At 55.7% G+C, this 22607-nt stretch carries 30 protein-coding genes; 9 read left to right on the top strand and 21 right to left on the bottom strand.

Annotation, left to right across the window (positions count from 1 at the left end; all coding sequences use genetic code 11):
• The 5 genes from TH25_RS20550 to TH25_RS20530 all read right to left on the bottom strand — a co-directional run.
• On the bottom strand, positions 1-1588 hold a 1588-nt coding region (locus TH25_RS20550), incomplete at its 3' end, for a TrbG/VirB9 family P-type conjugative transfer protein (RefSeq protein ID WP_114090153.1).
• A 5-nt stretch (positions 1589-1593) separates the two neighbouring features.
• Positions 1594-2334, bottom strand: a complete 741-nt coding sequence (locus TH25_RS20545; RefSeq protein WP_114090152.1) for a VirB8/TrbF family protein — start codon at positions 2332-2334, stop codon at positions 1594-1596.
• On the bottom strand, positions 2322-2504 hold the full coding sequence (locus TH25_RS20540; protein WP_114090151.1) for a hypothetical protein: 183 nt from the start codon (positions 2502-2504) through the stop codon (positions 2322-2324). Before TH25_RS20540 ends, TH25_RS20545 begins: the two co-directional genes overlap by 13 nt.
• On the bottom strand, positions 2501-2866 hold the full coding sequence (locus TH25_RS20535; RefSeq protein ID WP_114090150.1) for a hypothetical protein: 366 nt from the start codon (positions 2864-2866) through the stop codon (positions 2501-2503). The genes TH25_RS20540 and TH25_RS20535 overlap by 4 nt, the downstream gene beginning before the upstream one ends.
• Entirely contained in the window at positions 2863-4014 is a 1152-nt protein-coding gene (locus tag TH25_RS20530) for a hypothetical protein (protein WP_114090149.1), read from the bottom strand. The genes TH25_RS20535 and TH25_RS20530 overlap by 4 nt, the downstream gene beginning before the upstream one ends.
• Here TH25_RS20530 and TH25_RS20525 point away from each other — a divergent pair.
• Positions 3980-4567: a hypothetical protein gene (locus TH25_RS20525; RefSeq protein ID WP_147253058.1), complete on the top strand. Its 588-nt coding sequence runs from the start codon at positions 3980-3982 to the stop codon at positions 4565-4567. The genes TH25_RS20530 and TH25_RS20525 overlap by 35 nt on opposite strands.
• Positions 4568-4590: 23 nt before the next feature.
• Here TH25_RS20525 and TH25_RS20520 read toward each other — a convergent pair whose 3' ends face one another.
• From TH25_RS20520 to TH25_RS20460, 13 genes are all read right to left on the bottom strand, one after another.
• Positions 4591-5469 carry a hypothetical protein gene (locus tag TH25_RS20520; protein ID WP_114090147.1) on the bottom strand — a complete coding sequence of 293 codons (879 nt, stop codon included), beginning with the start codon at positions 5467-5469 and terminating at the stop codon, positions 4591-4593.
• Positions 5466-5717 (bottom strand): hypothetical protein, encoded by a 252-nt coding sequence (locus tag TH25_RS20515; protein ID WP_114090146.1) that lies wholly within the window; start codon positions 5715-5717, stop codon positions 5466-5468. Before TH25_RS20515 ends, TH25_RS20520 begins: the two co-directional genes overlap by 4 nt.
• Entirely contained in the window at positions 5699-8083 is a 2385-nt protein-coding gene (locus TH25_RS20510; RefSeq protein ID WP_114090145.1) for a VirB4 family type IV secretion system protein, read from the bottom strand. The genes TH25_RS20515 and TH25_RS20510 overlap by 19 nt, the downstream gene beginning before the upstream one ends.
• Positions 8080-8382 (bottom strand): hypothetical protein, encoded by a 303-nt coding sequence (locus TH25_RS20505; RefSeq protein ID WP_114090144.1) that lies wholly within the window; start codon positions 8380-8382, stop codon positions 8080-8082. Before TH25_RS20505 ends, TH25_RS20510 begins: the two co-directional genes overlap by 4 nt.
• Positions 8383-8384: 2 nt before the next feature.
• Positions 8385-8702, bottom strand: coding sequence for a TrbC/VirB2 family protein (locus tag TH25_RS20500; RefSeq protein ID WP_114090143.1), 318 nt, complete (start codon positions 8700-8702; stop codon positions 8385-8387).
• A 35-nt stretch (positions 8703-8737) separates the two neighbouring features.
• Positions 8738-9178, bottom strand: a complete 441-nt coding sequence (locus TH25_RS20495; RefSeq protein ID WP_114090142.1) for a hypothetical protein — start codon at positions 9176-9178, stop codon at positions 8738-8740.
• Positions 9162-9845 (bottom strand): hypothetical protein, encoded by a 684-nt coding sequence (locus tag TH25_RS20490; RefSeq protein WP_114090141.1) that lies wholly within the window; start codon positions 9843-9845, stop codon positions 9162-9164. Before TH25_RS20490 ends, TH25_RS20495 begins: the two co-directional genes overlap by 17 nt.
• Positions 9845-10588, bottom strand: a complete 744-nt coding sequence (locus tag TH25_RS20485; protein WP_114090140.1) for a P-loop NTPase family protein — start codon at positions 10586-10588, stop codon at positions 9845-9847. Before TH25_RS20485 ends, TH25_RS20490 begins: the two co-directional genes overlap by 1 nt.
• 13 nt (positions 10589-10601) lie before the next feature.
• Positions 10602-10841, bottom strand: a complete 240-nt coding sequence (locus tag TH25_RS20480) for a helix-turn-helix domain-containing protein (RefSeq protein ID WP_258549244.1) — start codon at positions 10839-10841, stop codon at positions 10602-10604.
• Positions 10842-11015: 174 nt separating this feature from the next.
• A complete protein-coding gene (locus TH25_RS20475; protein WP_114090139.1) occupies positions 11016-11408 on the bottom strand; it encodes a TraK family protein in 393 nt (130 codons plus the stop codon).
• Positions 11409-11504: 96 nt separating this feature from the next.
• Positions 11505-13256, bottom strand: a complete 1752-nt coding sequence (locus TH25_RS20470; RefSeq protein ID WP_114090138.1) for a recombinase family protein — start codon at positions 13254-13256, stop codon at positions 11505-11507.
• On the bottom strand, positions 13253-13465 hold the full coding sequence (locus TH25_RS20465; RefSeq protein WP_114090137.1) for a hypothetical protein: 213 nt from the start codon (positions 13463-13465) through the stop codon (positions 13253-13255). Before TH25_RS20465 ends, TH25_RS20470 begins: the two co-directional genes overlap by 4 nt.
• A gap of 244 nt (positions 13466-13709) precedes the next feature.
• Positions 13710-13937, bottom strand: coding sequence for a hypothetical protein (locus TH25_RS20460; RefSeq protein WP_147253057.1), 228 nt, complete (start codon positions 13935-13937; stop codon positions 13710-13712).
• Between the two features lie 328 nt (positions 13938-14265).
• On the opposite strand from TH25_RS20460, the gene TH25_RS20455 reads away from it, so the two are divergent.
• The 8 genes from TH25_RS20455 to TH25_RS20415 all read left to right on the top strand — a co-directional run bounded on the left by TH25_RS20455 (position 14266) and on the right by TH25_RS20415 (position 18911).
• Positions 14266-14448, top strand: a complete 183-nt coding sequence (locus TH25_RS20455) for a hypothetical protein (RefSeq protein ID WP_114090135.1) — start codon at positions 14266-14268, stop codon at positions 14446-14448.
• Between the two features lie 149 nt (positions 14449-14597).
• Complete coding sequence (locus TH25_RS20450; protein ID WP_114090134.1) at positions 14598-14861, top strand: hypothetical protein; 264 nt, start codon at positions 14598-14600, stop codon at positions 14859-14861.
• 78 nt (positions 14862-14939) lie between these two features.
• A complete protein-coding gene (locus TH25_RS20445; RefSeq protein WP_114090133.1) occupies positions 14940-15266 on the top strand; it encodes a hypothetical protein in 327 nt (108 codons plus the stop codon).
• Between the two features lie 117 nt (positions 15267-15383).
• A complete protein-coding gene (locus TH25_RS20440; protein WP_114090132.1) occupies positions 15384-15620 on the top strand; it encodes a hypothetical protein in 237 nt (78 codons plus the stop codon).
• Positions 15621-15628: 8 nt separating this feature from the next.
• Positions 15629-15883, top strand: a complete 255-nt coding sequence (locus TH25_RS20435) for a hypothetical protein (RefSeq protein WP_114090131.1) — start codon at positions 15629-15631, stop codon at positions 15881-15883.
• A gap of 24 nt (positions 15884-15907) precedes the next feature.
• Positions 15908-17134, top strand: coding sequence for a tyrosine-type recombinase/integrase (locus tag TH25_RS20430; RefSeq protein WP_114090130.1), 1227 nt, complete (start codon positions 15908-15910; stop codon positions 17132-17134).
• A 521-nt stretch (positions 17135-17655) separates the two neighbouring features.
• Complete coding sequence (locus tag TH25_RS20420) at positions 17656-18582, top strand: ArdC family protein (protein ID WP_114090129.1); 927 nt, start codon at positions 17656-17658, stop codon at positions 18580-18582.
• Positions 18582-18911 (top strand): hypothetical protein, encoded by a 330-nt coding sequence (locus TH25_RS20415; RefSeq protein ID WP_114090128.1) that lies wholly within the window; start codon positions 18582-18584, stop codon positions 18909-18911. The genes TH25_RS20420 and TH25_RS20415 overlap by 1 nt, the downstream gene beginning before the upstream one ends.
• A gap of 39 nt (positions 18912-18950) precedes the next feature.
• Here TH25_RS20415 and TH25_RS20410 read toward each other — a convergent pair whose 3' ends face one another.
• The 3 genes from TH25_RS20410 to TH25_RS20400 form a co-directional block, all read right to left on the bottom strand.
• Entirely contained in the window at positions 18951-20285 is a 1335-nt protein-coding gene (locus tag TH25_RS20410; RefSeq protein ID WP_114090127.1) for a hypothetical protein, read from the bottom strand.
• Positions 20286-20428: 143 nt separating this feature from the next.
• Entirely contained in the window at positions 20429-22003 is a 1575-nt protein-coding gene (locus TH25_RS20405) for a tail fiber domain-containing protein (protein WP_147253056.1), read from the bottom strand.
• A gap of 115 nt (positions 22004-22118) precedes the next feature.
• Positions 22119-22586 (bottom strand): hypothetical protein, encoded by a 468-nt coding sequence (locus TH25_RS20400; protein ID WP_114090125.1) that lies wholly within the window; start codon positions 22584-22586, stop codon positions 22119-22121.
• Positions 22587-22607 lie beyond the last annotated feature (21 nt).

The following is a 22607-nucleotide window of genomic DNA, read 5'->3' as shown; positions in this document are numbered from 1 at the left end:
GGGTATTGACCAGCTCGTCCACCCCATCGACCACCACATAGGCGGTCGGCAGTTCAAGATCCTTCCAGCGCTCGCCAAAGCGGATATAGGTGAAATAGTCATCACGAAACACCGTGACCGGGCGCAGTTCATCATCGCCCCACAGGTCATAATCCCCCCAGCCGCGCAGCTTGTTGGGATCAAACCCGGCATCGGCAATAAAATCATCCTTTGGCGTGCCGGGGTCGGTATCGCCAAGATCATGAACCGCAGCGGCAAGTTCCTGGTTATTGGTGCTGTCAGTATTGCCTGTTGCTTTTGTATCGGCATCATCGGGCGTGCCGGATTGGCCGGTTTGAGAAACCACCTGGTTGCTGGCCGTGCCACCCGCACGGGTGATGATGCCATTCCGGGTGCGGGTGATTGTGATGCCCGAGCCGGTTTTGCCAGTCGCGGCATTGCCTGTTGTCTGGCCTGTCGTTTCACCTGTCGTTCCAGCACTATTGGCGGTTTGCCCGGCAATGATCTGGCCGTTTTCATCGGTATAAACCGGCAGGCTGCCGTCGTAAGAAAGCGGATCAATCAGATTGCCGTCGCGATCGAACCGTCCGGCTACCAGATCGGGCCGGGAAGTGCTGCCTGGTGCGCCGGGCGTGCCGGTCGGAATGTTTTCAATGATCGGGCGGCCCTGATAATAGCCGGTAACACGGGCCTGATAGTCGCTTTTAAGCGGCGTGCCATCAGGACCGGTCAGCTGGATCGGGTTGCCCTGGTTATCAAGCGGGATTTCCTGAATGTCGCCATATTGGCGGGTACCGGTACCGGCATCGGGCAGGATAATCCCGGCCTCGTTTTGCAGCCTGGTCCGCTGAACGCCGCTGCCATAGCGCATCCGCTGTTGCGGGCGGACCATCGCGACGGTCATGTCGTCGCGGGTTGTCACCGAGCCTTTCAGGCGTACCAGAAGGTCGGGCATATTGATCGAATTGACCCCTTCGGCCCGCAGATAGAAGGGATAGACATGGCCCGAGCCACCATAAACGATCATGGAGGTGTCATAGCCATAACTGGCCGGGCGAATGGCAATGCGCCGTTCATCGCGTTTATTGACCGACCAGCTTCGGGGATCCCCGACATCGATGCGGGTGATTTCCTCACCCGCCGGAAGCTCGATCAGGGTGACAAGATATTCCCGGGTCCGCACCCGATAGGTGCAGGTTTCACACATGTCGGTGACATAAACCCCGTCATTCTTCTCGGCATAATCCCAGGCATCCTGAATTTGTCCGCTGGTACGCGGGCGGATCATCGGGCCAAAACGCCCTTCGGCCTGATCCTTGGCCTGCTTGACAACCGAATCAGGGACCGGCATGGCAGGCACCTTGGGGGCGGGCTTTTCTGTGGCGGCGGCATCGGCCTGTTGGCCGTTTGCATTGGCTGCATTGGTTTGGGTGCTGGTTCCTTGCCGCTGCCCGGGCATGGGCGGGCGTGAGGAGGTAAAAGCCGCAGTCTGGGCGCGGGCGCTATGGATGACAAAAACGGCAGCCAGCGCCACCAGCAGGCTGGCGAGTGCTAAAGTCCAGGCGAATTTGCGAAGACGGTTTTTCATGAAATCTATTCTCCTGCACCGGACGGGTTGCGTTTGCGCAAGACCAGTCCGGTCACGGTAAGGCCGAAGGGATTGGTGTATTTTTCCGCGACCGGCACATCTTTTTGCGGTCGCGTGATCAGCGAGAGGTAAGCGCGCAGGCGCTGGGGCTGGCCCAGCGGGCGGCCATTGATGGTGTCGGTCTGGATGAAATCGATGGCGAACTTGTAATCATCGGTCAGGCTGGCCACCCGGTTGATGGTTTCGACATCGATCTTGCGCACCACCCCGCGATCCAGCGCATCGCGTAATTCACCACTGGCAATCCGTTCCTTGCGAAACTGCTCCCAATAGGCTGATGACGACAGCTTGGAGGCCTCGCGCAGCCGTTCCTCTTGCGTTACCGGATCAATCGCCAGCAGGATGCGGATAAAGCGTCGGGCGGTTGCTTCAAGGAATAGGTCAAAACCATCGACCTGCTTTGAGATCGGTTCGATCTGATAGGTGCGATCATCCGCGCCATAGGTACGGACAAAGACAAATTCCTTTTCCTTGAGCGGCACCAGAGCCGAGATGGTTTGCAGCGACACCACCTGGCCCGCGCCCAGCACCACGACCGAGGCGGTTAGTAGCCGACACATCCAGGCGAGACGGCGATGGCTGGCCTGAAAGCCGTAAGGATCATGTTCGGCGATGCTGGCATGACGCCCCTTGGGCAGGGGCGGGGCGTCCTTGCGCTTGCGCTTCAGGAGGGTTAGCCGCGCCATGTGTATCCCTCGCTATTGAACTCGACGGGATCACAGACACAGGGGCTTTCCTTGAGCTTATCGACACCAGTGCCATCCTTGGGCAGTTCGATGTCGTCAAAGGCGCAGCCAGCCAGCGACATTGTGACGGCGACAAAACAGACAAGACGCAGGGGAGAAAGACGTTTCATTGCGGGGCTCCTGTAGATTTGGGGGCGTTATTGGAAAGAGGCTCGGTTCGACTGTCGGGAGAGCTTGCGGGCCAGAAGGGCAGTGCGCCCAACAGCAGCAGGAAGAGAAAGCCGAGGACAAAAAGCTGCGACCAGATCACCAGCGCGGTGCGCATGATTTCGGAAAGCTGTTCCGGGGTGATCGCCTGCAAAGACTTGATCGTCTGGATCAGGAGTTCGGGTTCAAAAACCGCCCACCAGATCAGGACGATGTGGAAACTGATCAGCCCGAGCAGGCAGTAGCTTTTGCAAAGGTTGGCCAAAAACAGCAGGGTTTGACGGGCATGCTGGCCGCATTGGCGCAGGATGATTTGCATGGTCATTTACCGGACCCTTTGTTCGAGGTTGGATTTTTGAGACGTTCGGCGACCCGTTCGCGATGGGCGTTAAACCGGTCAGCAAAGGAACTGGCATGGCCCTTGGGATCGGCGAAAAAGGACTGTCCCGCACCAAAGGCATTGGCGGCGGCCCCGCTGGCTCCGCGTGCGGCATTGAGCAGACGGCCGCTTTTGACGTTTTTGAAAATCGACATGCCGGTCGCCAGCGCCCCACCGGTCATGGCGGCCACGGCGGAATTGGTGAATTGCGACTGGGTAATGGAATTGGCCATGCCCGTGGCCTCGGTGACAAAGGCAAAACCCATCCAGCCGAGCACGACAGGAACAATCACCTTCATGTCCTGAAGGTCGCCCGAGGCATCGACATAACCGTCAAGCTGAAGGGCGGCGACGGCATAAAGCACCAGGCCAATGGCAAGGGTGGCCCCAAACAGCACCATATACGCCGCAAGCAGGGATTTAAGCGCCTGCACGACCATGCCCCGGCTCCAGCCAAAGCCGATACCCATCATCAGATAGGGCGACAGCGCGGCCAGCATCATGACGCGGAAAATACTGACGGCGATCTGGCTGAAATAAATCACCATCAGCAACAGCCAGGGAATGGCGATCAAAACGCCATAAACCCCGGCCATCAGATTGCCGAGCGAGAATTCGGACCAGACGGCAAAGGCCATTTCGATCACGGCTCGAAAGCCGATTTCGGCGATATAGACCAGTTGGGTCATGCCCGTATAACTGACAGCGGCATCTCTTATCAGGTCGTTGACTTCACCACCCGCCGTTGCAGCGGCTTTCAGCACGACGCTGGCAGCGCCTCCCATTGTGGCAAGGGAAGTGTTGTAGATCAGATTGACAAGAATGGCTCCCTGGCCAGATAAAAGGCCCGCGCCTATTGTGATGAAGAACAACTCATGCGAGAATCCGATCAGATCGGACTTAGCCATCACCATCTTGATACCGTGGACGATAAACCAAATGGCGACGACAGAACCAAAGATGACTGCCATCGGTGTGGTCAGCACATTGCTTAAAGCATCGGTATATCCGGCGGCAGCATCCAGATACCGTTCCATCGGTTCGCACATGAAGCAGCTAATGGCATTTGCTACAGGAGTGTTTTCAAATTCCATCGTGCTCACCCTCCTGCTGTTTAGTTCCCCAGCGCAGGCGGCCTGCAATACATGCGCAAAGCAGAGCGATTTTTTTGATTTTGCGTATGCCAGACAGATGTGGAATGAACTTCAGACCCGGGATCAGTTCTGGGCCGAATGGAACCGGGTCTTTCCGGTTGCCAAGGCGGCTTATGATGCCGGTCTTCTGAAAGGCACCATCCCCGAGATGCGCGAAGCGATTAAAGATCGGGACGATGCCACCGAGATCATGCAGGGTTATGATCTGTGGATTGCACAATCCAAAGTCTGGGTGAAAGTGAACTGGGACCAGGATGGAGCAGGATCGGTCTACGGAATTAATAACGCTGATGAAAAACGGCAGATGTGTAACTTTGCTCGGATGCACGACATCTTTAATCATCAGTGTAATGGTCTGCCCGATTGGCGTAGCGAAGAGCAAATCGCTGCGGAGATTGAGCATCAGAAAAAACTCGCTGAGCGGAAAAAAGCGGAAGCGGAGAGAAGTGCTCGTTTGATGAAAAGCATTGAAGAAGTTGGCGGTAAGAATTGAACCGCCAGAATTGAAGGCGATCCTCATTCATCGCCTCCTTCCTGCTCACCACCATCCCCGGAGGGACGGAACTGCATGAGCATGTTGGCCTGGATACGGATCAGCTGCGCCATTTGCTGTTGTTGCTGCACCTGAATGCGGGTTTGATGCAGAGAGGCTTTGAGCAGGGTGGCGAGTAAGGTTTTTACGTCAACGGCCTGATCGCTTTGTGATTCCAGCTCTTCGATAATGTCCTGATTGATTTCGGCCAGCTCGGTCGAGGTGCGGTCAGCCTGGGCGAGGCCGGTATTGACCGCCTCACGCGCCATTTTTGCCCGGCGGGCTTCGGTTGCCTTGCGGGCGGCGGCCCGGGCAGCAAAATAAAGCCGCTGTTCAGCTGGGCTATCGGGGTTTTTCCAGTCGGGCGCGTTGCCTTCACCGCCCCAGGAACCGCCTTCGGGCATGGCCCAGTCATCGGGACTGCCCTCTTCGCCAAACTTCCAGCTATCGGGATCCCTGGGATCAAACCACAGTGTGGAGTTATAGAAAAACCGCCGCGCACAGATGCTTTTCCAGTCCACATCATCAAGATTGACACCGGGCATCAGCTTGGAAAAATCCGGCAGCAGACACGAAATATCGCGATTGATCTGCTGGCCGAGTTTGGCAAGATTAAGCACCGGTACGGCGACCTGGCCCAGCTTGCCAATGGCATTGATCTGGTCCTGGGCGGTCTTGCTGATCTTGCCGAGGATTTCGGTCTGTTTCATCAGCTCGTCAAACTGCTGTTGCAGCTTGTTGAACTGTTCGGTGATCTTGGCAAAGGAGGTGGCATCAAACACCGGATAGGTCGCAAAGGCAGGCAGGCTCGTCATGGTCAAAAGCCCGGCCACGGCCAGAATGCGCAGATATTTCCTGTTCATTTCATCCCCCGTTTAAAACGACAGATCAAAAAACAGCGCAGGCCGACCAGCAGTGTGGTGAGCAGTTGCAGTCCCAGCAGAATGAACCCGGCAACCGGCACGAACACCAGCAGACTGGCGGTGACTGCCAGTCCGGCCAGTGTCACCAGCAAAAACACCAGATCGGCCCGGGCTACGGTGATGTTGATTGGGGTTTGAGGCTCTGCCTTGTGAAAAAAGGCAGGCGGGCTTAGAGGTGGTTGCGCCATGCGTCCCCCCATTTGCTTTGCAAGGTTTCCATCAGTTTGTTTTCGTCAGGACCGGAGCGGTAAAAGCGCAGCGGATCGCCGAGCGGCGAAAGATCGACATTGAGAATGGCGCTTTCTTCATAGCCGCTGACTTCATCGCGCTTGATGATCAAAACCCGCCGGTCATTGAACTCGTCAGACCGGGTGCGGCCCTTGACGAACGCCTTTTGTTCGTCATTGAGATTGAAGGGCTCCAGGCTTTCATCATCGATCTTGGAGTTGGGAAAGAAGACGAAAACGGCGGTGTTCTCGATGAACGCCTCTGCCTTGCCACTTTTGACCAAAGCCGCCGGGTCCTGAAAAATCATGCCGACAATGCCGTTGAGCTTGCGATATTCCCGGTACATCTCGGCGGCCAGGTCGCAAAAGCCGGGATTGCGCAGCAAATTGGCCGCTTCCTCAATCAGGATGATAAAACCGCGCAAATTCGGCGCGACCGATTTGGCGATGGTTTCGGCGATATGGCCGACAATCGGCGCACCCAGCGACGGGTCTTTAAGCGCCTCATTCATATTGATGCCGACCATATGTGACTGGTTCAACATCCCGCCCAGACTGTCATGGGGGGCATTCATAATATGGCTGCGCAGTCCGGCATTGCCCTTGTCGTCCGTTACCCATTGCGAAAAAGCCCGGCGCAGTTCGGAGCGTTTGGCAAAGGCGTAAGGGTAAAGCGCATTAAGGGTGCGGTTGGGTGGATCGATCTGGAAGGCCAGATCAATGGCATGGCTCAAGGCTTCCTGATCATCAGGGGCGAGGTCGATCCCCGCCATCGCCTTGAGAATGAAATTGATGCGTTCGCGGTTGCCCGGATTGTCTTCCCCAACATCAAGCGGATTGAGCGAGAGTTTTTCATAGGATTGATACAGCCCGCCCAGGGCCTCGACCATGAAGCGCGAGCCTTCCTTGGAATCCAGAATAAACGACCGGATGCGATCAAACTTGGCCGCGCCACTTAGAAGGTGCATCAGCAGGGTGGATTTACCGCTGCCCGCCGGGGCAAAGACCAGAAAGTTCGCCAGCGTCTTGGCTTTGTTAAAGACATGAAAATTGGCGGCATAGGCTTGCCCGCTGGTGGTGGTAAACCAGCGCAGCGGGGCCGGACCCAGCGGGCTTTCGGTCAGGCCGGTGGCGGAATGCTGCATCGCCCACAGGGCGGCAATATTCTCGCTGCGCAGTTCAAGCGAGGACATGAAGCGACCGCCCGGGATCAGCTTGGCCTTTGACCGGGCGGGAATGCGGTTAAACCAGCACACCGGCGCACCGCGCACCTGGACATGATAGAGGGTCTGGTGGCTGGACAGTTTGCGGGTGATTTTGCGCAGCAGATTGTCGAGTTTGACCGTGCTGTCCGCGCGGGCGATGATCTGGAATTGCGTCGCAAACAGGGTGGCATCGCCCTGATTGATCATGGCGATCAGGGCATCGGTTTCCGCAGCCGCTTCGGCATTGCCAAACAGTGCACTCTGTTCGCCACTTAAACGGCGGGTGAGATACAACAGCGCCTTGTGCGGATCAAAGGGATCACAGATCTGGCAAATCTCGATCTCGCCATCGAGATTCATGATGTCGTTAATGATCTGGCCCGTCACCGTGCCCGGCCACTTGGCCACGGTGATGACTTTTTGGACTTTCTCGGTCGGGGTGAAGCTCTGGATTACCCCGTTATCCTTGTGAAAGTTCAGATCAGATGCAGGCAATCCGCCGGAAATGTCATGGGGGATCGGGGCGAGATCATCGCGATATTCGCCACAGACAATGCCATTGAGAAAGCCGGTCAGTTCACAGTTTTGTCTCTCGGGGGCCTTGGCCAGCAGACCCACCCCGTATTTTGCGCCATCGGCATCAATAATGTCGGTGGCTTCATTCAGGGCGGGCATGGCCGTGCCGGTAATCACCAGATACCAGTCGATGAAATAGCTGGAGCGAAACTGTTTGGCTTCGGCGTCACCGACTTCCTGCAAGGGCGCGTTGGGCCAGGTTGCCCGTGCATTGATCGCACGTTTGCGTTTGATGCCAAACCAGCGCAGGCTAAGCCCCAGTTGGCCCAGCTTGTGAACCAGGATCGAGCGGGCTTGCAGCAGGTTTTCCTGTTCGGCCTCGACCTTGGCATCGTAAGACGTGCCAATGAAGCGAAACACACGCGACAGGCTGTTATCCTTGCCGCGTATGGTGGCGGCATCACTCTCGATGCAGTCAAGCTCAAGCTGGTCCTGTAACCAGTCATATTTGACATCACCAAGCAGCAGGCGGCGACTGGCGGGGACGACAAGGCCCCCGGCCATTGTGGCGACAAGCGAGGTGGCAAGGACGGAAGGCCAGATCATTTGTCTTTCCTCCCGGCATTGAGCAACCGGGTGGGGTGGCCAGTCCGCCAGAAGCGGAGTGGCAGCGACAGTTCCCGGTCAAAGTGCATGTTGTCCTTGATCTTGCGAATGAAGAACAGCCACGCCCCGGCAATGCCCAGAACCATTGTCGGCAGCATCAGCCAGAAGATTTCAAGGATGACCATCACAACCAGGCCCATTGCGCCGATCACGACACACAGCATCATCAGCGGCATGGGCAGACCAAACATGGTCATCTGGTTTTGAATGCGGGTTAGAACGGCGCTGCCAGCTTTCATGATTATGACCCGCCAAACAGGCCAGCCGAGATGGCCGGACCGGATGTAACCAGCACGCCGCCAATCACGATCATGCCCGCACGGACCCAATCCATCCGGCCCGTAAACCCGGCCCAGACCCCCAGCACCATCACGCCCAGGCCAACCACAATCGTGCCGATCTTGCCGACACCGGTCTGGATGCTTTCAAACAGGCTGATGATCGGGTCATACCATTCCGATCCGGTTGACGTATTGGCCTGGGCAAAGGCGGGGTCGCTGAAGGCAAGGGTGGCCAGCGCCACCACCAGGCACAAAGTCAGGGTATTTGTTTTGGTCATGTTGTCCTCGGTTTGGATGCAGGGTTAAATCGGGCTTAAAGGGTCAGGGCGCTCAACACGCCGACGACAAAAACGACGGCGAGAATGTTGAGCGTGGTCAGGATTTTCTGGGTGCGGAGCAGGCGGGCGAACTGGCTGATGGCGTCTTCCGCCATCTCTGCCGTTTCATTCATGGTCTTGATGCGTTCGCGCACGACATCGCCCAAGGCTTCAGCCTTGAAGGCATCAATCGCGGTCAAAACGTCTTTGGTGAAATCCTGCGAGGCATCACGCAGGGTTTGCGACAGGGCCCGGTTATATTGATCATTGAGGCGACGCTGTTCATCGAGCGATAGGCGCAGGATGGTATGCACCAGTAAGATCGGATCATCCTGATCAACCGTGATCTGGTGCTGCTGCCACAGATAGGTGCGCAGCTCCTCAATACTGTCCATCGTCACCGGCGGCGGCGGTGCATCGTCAAGCGGCCCTGGCATTGCCTGCCTCCGCGTTTTTTATCCGATGACGATGGGTGATAGATGCGAATGTAACAATTCCGGAGAAAATCCCTCCCGGCATTGCCAGCAAAATCGCTCCAATCGGTGCATCACTGCTCAGGAAAGTTCCGCTGTTTGCTGTCAGTGCAATCGCGAGAACCGACAACGACAGGCGAGAGCCAATCAGATTGGCAAGTACCGGGTCTCGGTGCCAGTCTGCAACCGGCTTGAGTGCCTTCGATAAAAGACGGATATTGTCCGAATAATAATTGACGCAGAGCAAAGCGAGACTGGTGGCAAAAAATCCATATGTCCAAAACGCAATTAACTCTGTGTTGAGACTAAATCCGATAATCAGATAACTGATAAAATTAAGACGAAGGTCATTTTCATGAGAAAACTCAACGATTTCTTTGATAGCATCGTGCCAGGGACCAGTGACGCCGGACTGACGGTTTGCATTCCCGGCTTCGATTGCCATTTTGTCACTTGGGCGGCGTTTTCCATTATTGCCGTCCCTCTCGCTGTTGCTCTGATTATTCTGTTCAACCACCTCGGGCAGAACCGGAAATTCATGAGAATTTTGTGGATATGGGCTATTCTTTCGACCATCTTCTTTCTTGTTCTGATGATCAGCAAATAACGGTTTTCTGTTTTCGATAATCATCACAGCACCGCCTGTTCCATTGAATGATGAATGGTGCGCCAGGTCATTTTCAGGCGCTGGCGGGCCATGACAGGGAAGTCTGCTGAATGGGTAGCTTCATCGAATGTCAGGCGGGCGCGCATCATTTGTTCGATGTCATGCCCGAAGGTTTCCTTGCGGACTTCAGGGAGGCGGACCAGGGCGTGAATACGGTCGCGGTTCTTTTTATAAAGGCCGGAATGCTCAAAGCCTTCGGTCTGACCATTCTCGGTGTGTCGCTCCACCCGTCCGAAATATTCATTCAGCCAGACGACAATCGGCAGATCCGGTAAGTGAGACAGGATCTGGAGCAGACCCTGAATGGTGTCGGTCGCGGCCTGGCCACCGGTAACAATGGTATGGAGGCGGATTTCATGACCGAGTTCCCGCAACACGTCAAAAGCCTGGGCTTCTACCAGATAGCCAAGAAGCGGCAGAAACGTTGATGCGCCATTGTCAATCACGACCACGGCATCGTCAGGCAGTTCGATGATTTTTTCGATCAGGGCATCGAAATAGCGGGCATTGATTTCGTCCTGCCGTTCGCCCAGGCGGATGGTTTCGACCGGAAAAGCCTTGTAACCGGCAAAGGTCTGGTTGACCGGATCGGTATCAAAGCATTGCAGGTTTTCGACACGCGGCAGGTAATATTGTGCCAGCAGGCTGGAAATGAAGGATTTGCCAACCCCGCCTTTGCCCTGCAATGTCATGTTGATAAGTGCCATGATGGAATGCTCCCTAGGAAATCAAAATCCGGACGCCCAGTGACTGGGCGAGTTTGAAAAGTCGGCTTGAAGAAAGATCGCTTTTGCCTGCCTCAAAATCGCGATAGCTGCGTTCGCAGATGCCAAGCTGGTTGGCGATTTGAGACTGGCTTAACCCTTTATCGAGACGCGCCTTGCGCAGGCGCGAGGTCAGAGAGACAAGCTCGGACTGCCAGTTCATGCTTTGGGCTTTGGCAGTTTTCAAAATTGTCATGACGGTGATCCCCAATGGTTCTGTCCTTTATTGCCGGTGGCCCGACCCGGTCTTCAAACCGGGTAACGGGCCGGATGGGGCAATCCTTCAGACATCACCAGACCAGGTCCGATCCCTGGCGGTGATGTGAAGGCAGGTCAGGCGGATCGTTGCCGTACAAAGGCACTTCTGCGCTCATTGCTCGTCTTCCTGATTGTCGAGAGGAGAAGGGAGGGCGGCGAGTTCACCGTCCCAGGCGTCATCAAAGTTGCGCTTTTCCATTGCGAAAAAACCTTCGATGGGATCACGTCCGGTTTGCACGGCGACTGCCGTAGATGATGGAGCGGGTGGTTTTGAGGGGGAAAAATGGCCGGTCAATTTGGTTGGGACCGGTAGCTTGGCCACGCTCGTCGTCGCAGCCAGGCGTTCACGACGCAGCCAGTCGTAAAAAGACCGTTGCGACATGGTGATGCGATTTTGGGATTTTAGATCGGCGTGAATGCGTTTGGCGGTTTTGCCATTCGCAAGGGCGGTCTGGATTTCATCGCGCAAGGCGAGAAATTCAATTTTGGCCTGTCCCCATTCCATAACGGTGTCCCTCTTGTCGGCGCTTTAACGACTTGACAAGAAAGAGAGAGTTATGATTTCACTTCGTAGCGGGTTAAGAGGTTATCTCTTTTGGGTTTAATGACCCGGCCCCGCAAATTTGAATCGAAATTCGGCGATTGCCCCCGCAACCAATTTTGTAGACCCGGCAGTTTCACCGCTGTCGGGTCTATCAAATTCAAATCCAGTCCCCGCAACCAGTTTTGTAGACTCCACGGAAAAGTCGCTCTCGGTGAGCGGCTTTTTCGTTTTTGCGGCCAGGCTCAGGATGCCAGCAAGGTGTCCATGCAGGTCTATGGCAAGCGTGTCCTTGCCGTCGATCGTCGTTGGTGTCAGGACAATCTTGTCCACCAGCGAACGGGTAATATCGACGGCTTCCGCACGGCGGGCCTTGTCATTCAGAGCGTCATGGAGTGCTGCGACCTGATCGCGATAGCTCGCTGCCATATTGGGGTGGATTAGCACGGGCTCTTCCTGCGTGTCCTTCAGCTTCGCTTCGAGCTCGGCCTTCTGGTTTTCCAGCTCCCACATCTTGTCTTTGACCTTGGCGGCGGGAATGCCCTCGCAAATCGCTTGGACTAGCTTGTCGAGCTCGCGCTCGATTTTGGCGAGGCGCGCTTCCATGCCCGAACGCGCCGCATTGTGTTCGATGCGGAGCTTGTTCAGATGGCGCGTGTATTCCTCGCAGAATACCGAGAAGAGCTCGGGGTCCATCAGATGGTTGCGAAGACCGTTCAGGATTGCTGCCTCGACATCGTCGCGCTTGAGCGTGCGGGTGTTGTCGCACGTCCCCTTGTTGCGCGCCGCGGCGCAGCCGATCCGGTGTGCGTTGAGGTTCACGACGCCGCCACCGCAGGCCCCGCATTTCATGAGGCCTGAGAACAGGTAGCGCGGACGGCGGCGGTCCCAATAGCCCGCGTCGTCCTTGTCGTGGCTGGCGGCAGAGCTGGTCTTAGCTTTGAGCGCCCCTTGCCTCGCTTTCACGCGGTCCCATAAATCCTGATCGACGATCCGCATTTCGGGAACGTCCTGAATGATCCAGTCCGCTTCGTCATTCAGGCGCGAGACGCGCTTGCCGGTCTCCGGGTCCTTGATATAGCGGAGCCGGTTCCAGACGAGCCGTCCGATATAGAGCTCATTGTTGAGAATGCCCGTGCCGCGCTGCCGGTTGCCGTGAATGGTGGACGGCCCCCAGGTCTTGCCGGAAGGACCGGCAACATCTTCCGCATTGAGGCGTTTGGCGATCGCGCGGGGAGACTCGCCGCTCGCATATTCTTCGAAGATGCGGTTCACGATCGCGGCTTCGGCCTCATTGATCGTCCGGTCGCCCCGGATCGCTTCGCCGGTCTCGGTGAATTTGCGGACAACATCATAGCCATAGGCGTTGCCACCGCCGGACTTGCCCGCTTCGACACGGCCGCGTAAGCCCCGCCGCGTCTTGTCGGCGAGGTCTTTCAGATAAAGCGCATTCATCGTGCCCTTGAGGCCGATATGAAGATCGTTCACTTCGCCTTCGGCGAGCGTGAGGATCTTCACGCCTGCAAAATTGAGCCGCTTGTAGATACCAGCGATATCTGCCTGATCGCGGGAGAGGCGATCGAGCGCCTCGGCGACGATGATTTCGAAGTGACCGGCGAGCGCGTCTTGCAACAGCATCTGGATGCCGGGACGAAGCAGCGTCGCTCCGGACTGGCCGTGATCGGTGTAGCAGTTATGGACGGCCCAACCTTCCTTGTCGGCACGTTCCTCGCAGACCCTGATTTGGTCCTCGATCGAGGCGGCGCGCTGCATGTCGGTGGAATATCGGGCGTAAATGGCAACTTTCGTCATGAATCCGCTCCCGCGTCGCCCGAAGTGTCTGCCCCGGACCTGTCCGCTTGGCTCAATGATGCTTTCTGAATGTCTTCATAATCGCGCTCTGCCGCGCGTCTCGCAAGATACTTGACCAGCGCGACCAGACGCGGGTCGAGCGAAGAGGCCTGCGCGTGGTCGCGCGCCTTTCCGCTTTTCCGCTTATGTTTGTCCAGTTGCCGGGTCATCGACTGCTTTCCTCGGGTTCAGATTTCCGAAGGCAAAGCTATTCGTGATCGGGGCAAGCATTCCTCGCCGCTTCCTCGTGCAGCTAAGCTGCCGAAATGAGGGCTCGGGAATGCAGCCCCCAAAGCAGGCGGTTCCTTGCCCTGCTTCTGGCACACCGTCACCCCTTACGATGTGAGGGTGACGGATGATGCCGGACGAAGCAGGCCAAAACCTGTATGGCGCAAACACGAAAAGCCGGGCTTGTTAAAAGCCCGGTTTGAAGTTTCGGTTCGATCCGCGTCGCAAGTGATTGTGGAACGCGTAGCGAAGACAGATCGCATGCGAGACGTTTTCGAGATTGGCCAGTGCAATCCGACGCTCGGGTGATCCGCCAGTGCTTTCGATCAGGTCACGCTCGAAGCGGCGATAAAGCCCGTAGAGCTGATCCAGTGAGTAGGTTCGCAAATCCGCAGCCGTATAAATCCCAGTCATTTTTACCTCCATTTGGCTGTTGGCCCCCTTGGTCCCCATGACGTTCAAGGCCTTTCATGCGTCCCCCATCACCATCATCGGCAGGGGAAGGCCCTTGATCGTCTGGAGGGCGAAGAACTGGACAGGCAGTTTTTGGAGGTATTGACGAAGGGATTTTCAGGTTCGGTTTTGCGCGACCTTGCTGGAGCGGTTGGGCGGTCGCTGCCCAGCGACCTGATCGGTAGGCGCGGTCCGGATGACCGCCACGAGGAAACCACGAGGAATCTAAATCGCTCCCGCCGGTACGGTCTGGCTCATCGAAACGACGAGCCGAGAGGAGCGATAGACCATGAAACGCAAGATCGTGCTGGAGGTTTACGCCAGCGACTATGAAATCCGGGCGGCGAAGGCTTGTGCCAAGCGCAACGGCGAAAAATCCCTCAACGCCATGCTGAAGAACTTTGTCGAAACCGAGATGCGCAACTACGCCTTCGACGATCTCCAGCATCATACCAAGGCAGCCCGCCGCTAAGGCAGCATCAACCCTAAACCCAACAGGCCGCTCTTCGGAGCGGCCTGTTTTTGTTTGCGCGGAAGGTCCGCGAGGAATGCGCGAGGAATCGCGATGCAGGGCTCAGGCAATCTCTTCATGTCAGCGACAACGAGATGAGGAGACAGGCGATGCAAGACAAACGACGGATTGAGGTGGCGGTACATCTGACGCAGTTCGAGATCGATGCCGTCACGGACCTGGCCGAAGACTGGGGGCAGTCGCTGGAGGAGTTTCTCGGTCACGCAGCCGAGGAGAAGGCACATCAGGTTGCATATCTGGAGGACTTGGACGGCGGTTTGTCCGAAGAGGAAATCCGGGAATTCGAGCACGACTACCACGACGACCGGCTGATCGATTTTCTGCGTGACGCCCGACAACACGGCGACGAGTAAGCATCTTAATGCCTAATCGATGGATAGCGGTTTTCCTGCTATCCATCGATGCATCAGACCCAAGGAAGGAGGTGCGACATGGATGATGAATCCGATAAAGCCCACAAAGAACGCTATGCGAAAACCTGGGGAACCCCGATTGGCCAGGACTGCATTACGTTAAAAGCAAGTCTTGCCGCATGGCTTGGTCCCCGTCTCGTGTTTCTGGCTGATCATACGACGACCGTTGCAAGGGGGGACTTCGAGGCTGACGAGGAGCTTGAGGCCGCAACGAAAGCGGAGCTTTCGGTGATGCGCAACCACGGTAAGGCCTTAATCGAATTCGGTGAGACCGAGATGAACGATAAGGAGGCCCAGGAAGCAATGCTATGGGTTGCAGAGAACTTTCATCGTCTCTGGGATTGAATGAAAGCTCCTACATATAAAACTGCCTGAGAGTGGCGGTCAGGGCTACGTTAAGAGCTATTCTTAAGTGTTTATTAATACAACCTATAGTATTATGGACATTATATAGAGGTTGTTATGAAGATTAGGTTTCAAGGTATTTATACCATCGATGAATTTATTCAGGCGATGTTGGAGCAGCGTGAGCATTTTCGTGAACTTGGCATAAAGCACATTCGCAATGCCAATCTGTACTACCAGCCCGTTGACGAGTATGGCGATCCGGTGACCCCCCGTTACCGCAATGGTGATCCCATCGAGGGCTGGAAAGATCGAGGTCCGTATAAGAGTGCTGCATCCGACTTCGGGCTTTAGGAGGTGCGATGAAACAGTTGTGCTTCATCGACCTGCATCAAGCCCGTGAAGTCCTGTCAGAGATGGGAATTGAGCTCAGCTCGCGGCAGATGAAACGTGCCGCCGAGGCGGACGCCAAGGGCCGCAGAAAGCTTCCCTTCTTTGTCGATCCTATCGACGGAAAGCTCAAAATCGAGAAGGGCACGTTGCAGAAAATCTATATGGAGCTTCATGTAGAAGCGACTAAAAACCTGAGGGGGATGTTTAATAAAAGTAGTAATTAATTGGAGTTTTGCTAATATAGATTCATGTCCGACATAAGAAAAAGAAAAGTTAAAAAAGGAACGACTTACCAAGTTAGATATCCAAGCAAGGCAACCAAATCCGGGTATGCCTTCAAAACATTTGCGACACTGAAAGAAGCACGCGAGTTCGTTGAAAGCGGCGCACACAGGGCCAATTCCAGCCAATCACAATCAACTCGCATGACCGTCGCCCAAGCGATAGAGCAGTGGCTGGACATTTGCGAAAAGGAAGGGCGCGAGGGACGCGACCCAATTACCAAATACACGCTCCAACATTATCGGCATCGCGCAGAAATCATGAAGCGTTATGAGTGGAGCGTATTGCTGTCGGAGCTGACAGCTCCAGACATTATTGCTTTCCGGTCGTGGTTGCTCGTGAATTGCGCTAGCCGGGATCAGGCCCGCAAAGTCCTTTCGTCATTCCATTCGGTCATTAAAGAAATGACGCAGCGCGGTCTTATGGCCAGTAATGTCGCATCCGGTATCAGCATCAGGGCTGACTCTCGATACGACGAGCCTGTAGCCATCCCGAGCACAGAAGAAGTGCATGCGCTGCTAGCCGCTGCCGACCGCTTGTCGCAATCCGAGAACAAACAAATTGCCAAGGCATGGCGTAGATATCGGCCTATGCTTTACCTCGCCGCTGATAGCGGTATGCGCCCCCAAGAGTACCTGGTTGTCGCTAGATCGGGGCTCCATGATGGCGGGATCGAGGTAACAAGAGCGATAGAGCGCCCAGGGACCAAACTTTCCGTTCCAAAAACACAGGCGGGACGACGCTTCATCCCACTAAGCCCACACGTCTACGATATGGTCACGGAATATATTGAAGAGCACAGTTCCAATAACCGTCATGACCTGATTTTCCCAACGGCAACCGGGCACTGGCAAAGCATCGATAATTGGCGTAACCGCGCGTTTTCGGTTGCGTGTCGAGAAGCCGGTTTGGTCAAGCTTGTCCAAAGCGGAGCCAAGGCAAAAGAAAAGCCAGCATACACGCCCTACGCCCTGCGGCACTTCTATGCGTCCATGTTGATTGAAAGCAGGATGAACCTGAAGCGTATTCAAACATTGATGGGGCATAGGAACATCGAAACGACCCTGAACACCTATGGCCACTTGATCGAGAAGGCTGAAAACAGCGCCGAGGAGCGTATCGGTATGTTGTCGCGCCTCAACGAAAAACCATGTGGCAAATCTGTGGCGAATTTCCCTCAAGCCGCAGAATAGCTAGACTTTCAATGGTCTCCAAAACCGTAGGTCGCGGGTTCGAATCCTGCTGCCCCTGCCATAACTAAATCAATGACTTAGCGGAAATTACCGGAAAGAAATCGGCCCTTTGGGGCCGTTTTTGCCACAAAATACCGGTCCGCTCTAACCCGCATGAACCCGCCATTCTCTTCCTTGGGCCGCTTCGGCTTGTGGCAAATTTGTGGCGAATTTCCCGCCCGGCTTGATCGCTTACTTCCTGCCTTTCGCGAAGCCTGATCCTTGCTAATTGGTCTGATCACTTCTGCCAGATGGTCTTTGCGTGACCTGATCGCACCGCTCCTTCGCGTGCCTTTCCTCAAGTTTTAGACGCTGCATCTAGCCGGACGCGCCGCTCGGTCAATGCCCGCCCGCACCACTCCCGCCAGTCAAGAATTGGCGGGACCGTGTTGGGCAGTGACCGCCACTGATCGTTAGCGGCTATCCCGTCCGGCTCTCCGTTTCCGCGTCTTGAGAAAAGCCACTTGAGAAGGAGACGGAACATGACACGCAAGACCACAAACAAGCAGGACGTTTACACCCGCGTCACCAACAAGATCGTTGCCGAGCTGGAAAAGGGCATCCGGCCCTGGATCAAGCCCTGGAGCGCCGAACACGCCGCCGGAAAAATCAACAAGCCCCTTCGCCATAACGGTCAAGCATATTCCGGAATCAACATCCTGATGCTCTGGGCATCGGCCATGGAGGCTGGCTTCAGCGCCCCGATCTGGATGACTTTCCGCCAGGCCAAGGCGCTCGGTGCCACTGTCCGCAAGGGCGAAAAGGGCGCGCTTGTCGTCTACGCCAACACGCTGACCCGCACCGAAGAAACCGACTCCGGCGAAGAGGTCGAACAGCACATTCCCTACATGAAAGGCTACACGGTCTTTAACGTCGAGCAGATCGACGGCCTTCCCGACCACTACTACAGCAAGCCCGCACCGCGCATGGATGCGCCGCAGCGGATCGAACATGCGGAGAGCTTCTTTGCTGCCCTCAAGGCTGATGTCCGTCACGGTGGCAATCGCGCTTACTACAGTATCACCACCGACTACGTGCAGATGCCTTACTTCGAAGCCTTCCGTGATCCCGAGAGCTATTACGCTACGCTCGCCCATGAGCTCACGCACTGGACTCGTCACGAGACACGCCTCGACCGGAGCTTTGGTCGCAAGCGTTGGGGCGATGAAAGTTACGCCCGCGAGGAACTTGTCGCCGAACTGGGTTCCGCATTCCTCTGTGCCGATCTTGAGATCACGCCGGAGGTCCGTGACGACCACGCCGCCTATATCGGAAGCTGGCTTGAAGTCCTGAAGAACGACAAGCGGGCCATATTCTCCGCTGCCGCACATGCACAGCGGGCCGCCGATTTCCTTGCCGCAAAAGCGGGCAAGGCCGCCGACGCCACCTCCGAGAAGGAGGTGGCGTAATGGCCGATCACAACGCAGACAAATACGATCGCCAGATTATCGACTGGCGCGGCTATCGGATCGAGATCGCTTATTGCCGGAGCTGGTCGCCGAGCTTCGAGGACATCTACGGCTATGCCATGTCCCATATAGAAGTGAGAACAATCGAGCCGGAGCGTGCGCCGCTTCCCATTACCGAAACCGGCTACCGGTCTCACTTCATTCATGAGCCCGTCGTCGCCGAGCATGGCGGAGCTGAAGCGGTTGTCCGGTTGATGCTTGAAGACGCCGCAAAGAGTCGCGAATGGCGCGAACTCGAAGAGAGCAGCAAGCAATTCTCGCTGTTCTAAAATGATGGCCGGACAGTTTCCTGTCCGGCCATCGGTGATCTACCCCTTTATGTGCTGTTCCCATTCCGCCTCATCTTCGCGGCTTAGGCGGTTGGGATCGTCGGCTTCTTCCATCGCTCTGCCGTTACCGGCGGGAAGAGCCTTCTGGTCGGCGGGAAGGGTTGTGGTCGTTCCCGCCGTCACCTGCCTTACGTGACCTCCTTCCATTTCTCTCAGCGCGAAGATCACCTTTCGCACCTGACCGAAAGACATCCCGTCAATGTCGGGGTCCGTCACGTTCCGTCCGTCCATTGCATAGGCAAACAGCATCAGGAGCATGATCAGCACCACGGGCATAAGGTCGAGCCCCATACCACCTGCCCAGTAGGGGAGCAGCTCACCCGCGTACAGCACCACCGCCTTGGCGACGCCGATCCGTTCGAACGCTTCGACTTCGATCCGGTCAGCTTTGCCGATCGCATCGGCGGCCTTGGCAATCCGTTCACCGGTTTGCGCAAGCTCGTCACTGATCCGTTGCAGCGCGGCATTCTGGGCCTTTGCGAGCCGACCGTTACTGATCGACGTACTGAAGAGACCTGTGCCGCCCTCCAGTCCGCGCATAGTGCGGGCAATGACATCGGTCAGCTCTCCGCTTCCCAGCTCCCCCACAATCTTCGCGACCTTTGCGGCTTCGGCGCTAAAGGCCGACCGCCGGGTTTCAATCGCATCGTTGCCGGTGATTGCGCCTTCCATCTCGGTGAGGGCCTTGCGGCCTTGGAGATGGAGGTCCTCGAACCGTTTGAGCTCGTTGCGGATGGCGCTTGCCAGTTCTCCGAAGGTCTTCTGCGTTGCGAGAAGACTGTCCGAAACACCACCGGCTCCTGCCGCACCCGTCAGAGCACCACGCCGGATTTCGCTGTCCGCAAGATCACGGTAACGCTTGGCCGCGAGATCAAGGTCCGAAACCAGTCCGCCGACAGCGGTTGCTCTCACATAGGCCTTGGTCAGCGCCGCATCGTGCTGCTTCAGGCCAACCCGCATATGGGCCTCGAACGCACCCGCCCCGGCCAGAGCCATGACATTCATCCAGGAGCTCAATGCCACAATGAACATGCAGCCAAGCCCGATGATCGCCATACCCATCCGCCGCGTCTTGTTCGTCGGCATGATCGGCACGATGCCGAGCGCATAGCGCCAGAACAGGAACAATGCCGCCGAGACGCCGGTCGCAAAGATCAGGGCCGAAGTGTTAATTGCGGCTTGCGCACTGTCCTGATCGAGGGCCAGCACTGCACCCTGATAGGTGAAATACGCGCTGACGCCGCTTAAGACCGCAAGAACAAGGTCGGTCGCGAGCTTGTTCGCGGACAAGAGTTTCTGAATTGTCTGGTTCATGTCTTACCTCACAATCAGCCCGTTGTTGATCGGGCGTCTGATGGCGAGGTTAGTGAGGATTAGCCGCGCTATTCCTCGCGGCTTCCTCGTTTGTCACAAGTACAACGTTAATAAATCGCGCACAGGAAAAATTTGGCGCACGGCTACTCGGACGATGCTTTTTCCTCATTTTCGAGCGCATCGAGGCGCGCTCGAATATTGTCGTTTGCTGCGCGCAACATTTTGATTTCGGCTCTGAGCGCATCGCGATCATCGCGTAGCTTGTCGATTTCGTCTTGCTGATTGTCGTTCGCAGCTTTGAGATCTTGAACAGATTTGACGATCAATGGCGTCAGGCGTCCATAATCAACAGACCACGGATCTTTATTCGGCTCTTTGCCTCCAACCGTCACAGCTTCTGGGTATACCTTGTAAAGTTCCTGCGCAATAAAGCCTTGATGTGATTCCTTTTTTGGATCGGCTATAAAGTTAAAATCCCTCACTTTGATTTTAAGAAGATCGGCCAGCCCGTCACCGCTGTTGACGATGTTCTCCTTCAATCGCCGGTCGGAAGTTGTATTATAGGAAACACTCGTCGCTCCTGTTTCTTCAACAGAACCAAGAAAAGTACCATTTGGTGAGTTGAATTCGATCATCCTGCCGCCTGTCGTGCCGTTATGGTTGTTCCCATCCGTCCCGGCCACGATCTTAATGCCCTGCGAGCCGGTGCCGCCGCCGTTTGACGTATTGAAAAAGCGCGCCACAAAATTACCGTTGTTGTTCGTTTGGACGTCAAGTGGATAGTTAGGATTTGTCGTGCCAATCCCAACATTGCCATCCTGATTGATAAACATGCGTGTGGTATTGGAAACACCGGCATGATGCGTGACAAATCCGATGCTATTGCTAGAGTTGTCTGATTCAGTCTTGAAGTAAATGTTACCCGTACCGCTATCATCGGCAAATGAACCGGCCGGGCTTGGTAAACCGATATAGTGATAAGTAGAGGCGCCACCGTTTTGTGCACCAAGGGCTATGTTTCCATTCGCACCTACGTCGAGCCTGGCGAGAGGACTCGTAGTCCCGATGCCGACATTGCCGCTGCTGTAATGGATATCATTGCCGCTTGAAAGCCACATAGACGAGGCGGAGCTGGAACTAGCAGCAGAGCCGGAAAAGGTGTACGTGCGTCCCTGCGCACTGAGATCATCGATCGACCAGGTATTAGAGACGCAATCGTAGCCATCCAAATTCAATTGGCTGCTATAGGTTCGAGCGGTAGCATCATAGGCTATGCGCCGATCAGCAGGCGCGTAGACGTGACGGTAGCCAATTTCAGTGGCGTTTTGCCAACTTAGGAACAAATATAGTTGGCCGCCGGATCCGTTGTCACACTGAATGACATCAGGCCAGCCATCGATCATGGTTCTAGACGATCCGGCATCCGTAGCCAGCCATTTTCCAGAGGCTGAGTCATACGTGATGACTTGGCCATCAATGGGCGAGGTGATATTTATATCGGACAAATCAGCAAGGCTAGATACTCCGCCGTTTGCGGCTTTCATATCCCACCAACTCGTGCCGTCGCAAAACTGCATGGTTTTGTACGACCCATTATAGACCTGCTGCCCTTCTTTGCCGCTCGGGATGGTGCAATCGGCTAAAGATGATTTCGGAAAAACTGCCGAAACGCTTAACAATAAAAACAAAAATGTGCAAAATATAATATTCTTACTCAAATCAACCCCGCTCAATATTTTAGTGTAATATAAAAATATTAATAATATTCAAATAATACTCGCATACCGTTTAATATTAAAAGGGAGAGAATCGCTTCTCTCCCCAGATTAATTTTTAGCTGTCCTGCCGGTTTCGATGCTCGATCAAATCAAGAAGTGCTGATTGGGCATCCTTCCACTTCCTCTCTGATGACCGGTCGACTAGCGCCGTATCGACAAACCCGGACTCTGACGCATGCGACCCTCTCATCGTGCGGAGCGGATAGGCTTTGTCGCAGCCCGGACAATGGTGCTCGAACTTTGAGAGATCGGTGCAGGACAGGAACCCGCATTTCCGGCAATGAAAGACTGCCTGCTGGCCGCAATAGGGACACCCCCGGTGGCTGTCGGTCCGCCGGATCGGCAAGTCGAGACCGACAACCTGGTCGCGCTTGGACCGCTTCTTCCCCAGCATCTCGTGATAGCGAAAGGGCAGACGCTCGATGTTCGTGACGACGGCGAAATCGTCGAACACGGCGACTTCGCGCAAGAACGATCGGGCCTTTGTCTTGCTGCACAAGATGATCTGATTGAGCTGTTGCATGACATGCTCTCCTTTGCCTCG

The organism is Thalassospira profundimaris (genome assembly GCF_003326755.1).
GTDB lineage: Bacteria > Pseudomonadota > Alphaproteobacteria > Rhodospirillales > Thalassospiraceae > Thalassospira > Thalassospira profundimaris_B.
This window is presented reverse-complemented; position numbering and strand designations above follow the sequence as displayed.

Bases quoted from the DNA above. Each gene is read 5' to 3' on its own strand.
- TH25_RS20480 (WP_258549244.1), bottom strand. From the start codon at position 10,841: ATGACAATTTTGAAAACTGCCAAAGCCCAAAGCATGAACTGGCAGTCC.
- TH25_RS20540 (WP_114090151.1), bottom strand. From the start codon at position 2,504: ATGAAACGTCTTTCTCCCCTGCGTCTTGTCTGTTTTGTCGCCGTCACA.
- TH25_RS20500 (WP_114090143.1), bottom strand. From the start codon at position 8,702: ATGACCAAAACAAATACCCTGACTTTGTGCCTGGTGGTGGCGCTGGCC.
- TH25_RS20535 (WP_114090150.1), bottom strand. From the start codon at position 2,866: ATGACCATGCAAATCATCCTGCGCCAATGCGGCCAGCATGCCCGTCAA.
- TH25_RS20510 (WP_114090145.1), bottom strand. From the start codon at position 8,083: ATGATCTGGCCTTCCGTCCTTGCCACCTCGCTTGTCGCCACAATGGCC.
- TH25_RS20455 (WP_114090135.1), top strand. From the start codon at position 14,266: ATGAAACGCAAGATCGTGCTGGAGGTTTACGCCAGCGACTATGAAATC.
- TH25_RS20475 (WP_114090139.1), bottom strand. From the start codon at position 11,408: ATGGAATGGGGACAGGCCAAAATTGAATTTCTCGCCTTGCGCGATGAA.
- TH25_RS20515 (WP_114090146.1), bottom strand. From the start codon at position 5,717: ATGGCGCAACCACCTCTAAGCCCGCCTGCCTTTTTTCACAAGGCAGAG.
- TH25_RS20435 (WP_114090131.1), top strand. From the start codon at position 15,629: ATGAAACAGTTGTGCTTCATCGACCTGCATCAAGCCCGTGAAGTCCTG.
- TH25_RS20440 (WP_114090132.1), top strand. From the start codon at position 15,384: ATGAAGATTAGGTTTCAAGGTATTTATACCATCGATGAATTTATTCAG.
- TH25_RS20520 (WP_114090147.1), bottom strand. From the start codon at position 5,469: ATGAACAGGAAATATCTGCGCATTCTGGCCGTGGCCGGGCTTTTGACC.
- TH25_RS20545 (WP_114090152.1), bottom strand. From the start codon at position 2,334: ATGGCGCGGCTAACCCTCCTGAAGCGCAAGCGCAAGGACGCCCCGCCC.
- TH25_RS20430 (WP_114090130.1), top strand. From the start codon at position 15,908: ATGTCCGACATAAGAAAAAGAAAAGTTAAAAAAGGAACGACTTACCAA.
- TH25_RS20470 (WP_114090138.1), bottom strand. From the start codon at position 13,256: ATGACGAAAGTTGCCATTTACGCCCGATATTCCACCGACATGCAGCGC.
- TH25_RS20450 (WP_114090134.1), top strand. From the start codon at position 14,598: ATGCAAGACAAACGACGGATTGAGGTGGCGGTACATCTGACGCAGTTC.
- TH25_RS20410 (WP_114090127.1), bottom strand. From the start codon at position 20,285: ATGAACCAGACAATTCAGAAACTCTTGTCCGCGAACAAGCTCGCGACC.
- TH25_RS20460 (WP_147253057.1), bottom strand. From the start codon at position 13,937: ATGACTGGGATTTATACGGCTGCGGATTTGCGAACCTACTCACTGGAT.
- TH25_RS20530 (WP_114090149.1), bottom strand. From the start codon at position 4,014: ATGGAATTTGAAAACACTCCTGTAGCAAATGCCATTAGCTGCTTCATG.
- TH25_RS20485 (WP_114090140.1), bottom strand. From the start codon at position 10,588: ATGGCACTTATCAACATGACATTGCAGGGCAAAGGCGGGGTTGGCAAA.
- TH25_RS20415 (WP_114090128.1), top strand. From the start codon at position 18,582: ATGGCCGATCACAACGCAGACAAATACGATCGCCAGATTATCGACTGG.
- TH25_RS20400 (WP_114090125.1), bottom strand. From the start codon at position 22,586: ATGCAACAGCTCAATCAGATCATCTTGTGCAGCAAGACAAAGGCCCGA.
- TH25_RS20420 (WP_114090129.1), top strand. From the start codon at position 17,656: ATGACACGCAAGACCACAAACAAGCAGGACGTTTACACCCGCGTCACC.
- TH25_RS20490 (WP_114090141.1), bottom strand. From the start codon at position 9,845: ATGATTATCGAAAACAGAAAACCGTTATTTGCTGATCATCAGAACAAG.
- TH25_RS20525 (WP_147253058.1), top strand. From the start codon at position 3,980: ATGGCATTTGCTACAGGAGTGTTTTCAAATTCCATCGTGCTCACCCTC.
- TH25_RS20445 (WP_114090133.1), top strand. From the start codon at position 14,940: ATGGATGATGAATCCGATAAAGCCCACAAAGAACGCTATGCGAAAACC.
- TH25_RS20495 (WP_114090142.1), bottom strand. From the start codon at position 9,178: ATGCCAGGGCCGCTTGACGATGCACCGCCGCCGCCGGTGACGATGGAC.
- TH25_RS20465 (WP_114090137.1), bottom strand. From the start codon at position 13,465: ATGACCCGGCAACTGGACAAACATAAGCGGAAAAGCGGAAAGGCGCGC.
- TH25_RS20505 (WP_114090144.1), bottom strand. From the start codon at position 8,382: ATGAAAGCTGGCAGCGCCGTTCTAACCCGCATTCAAAACCAGATGACC.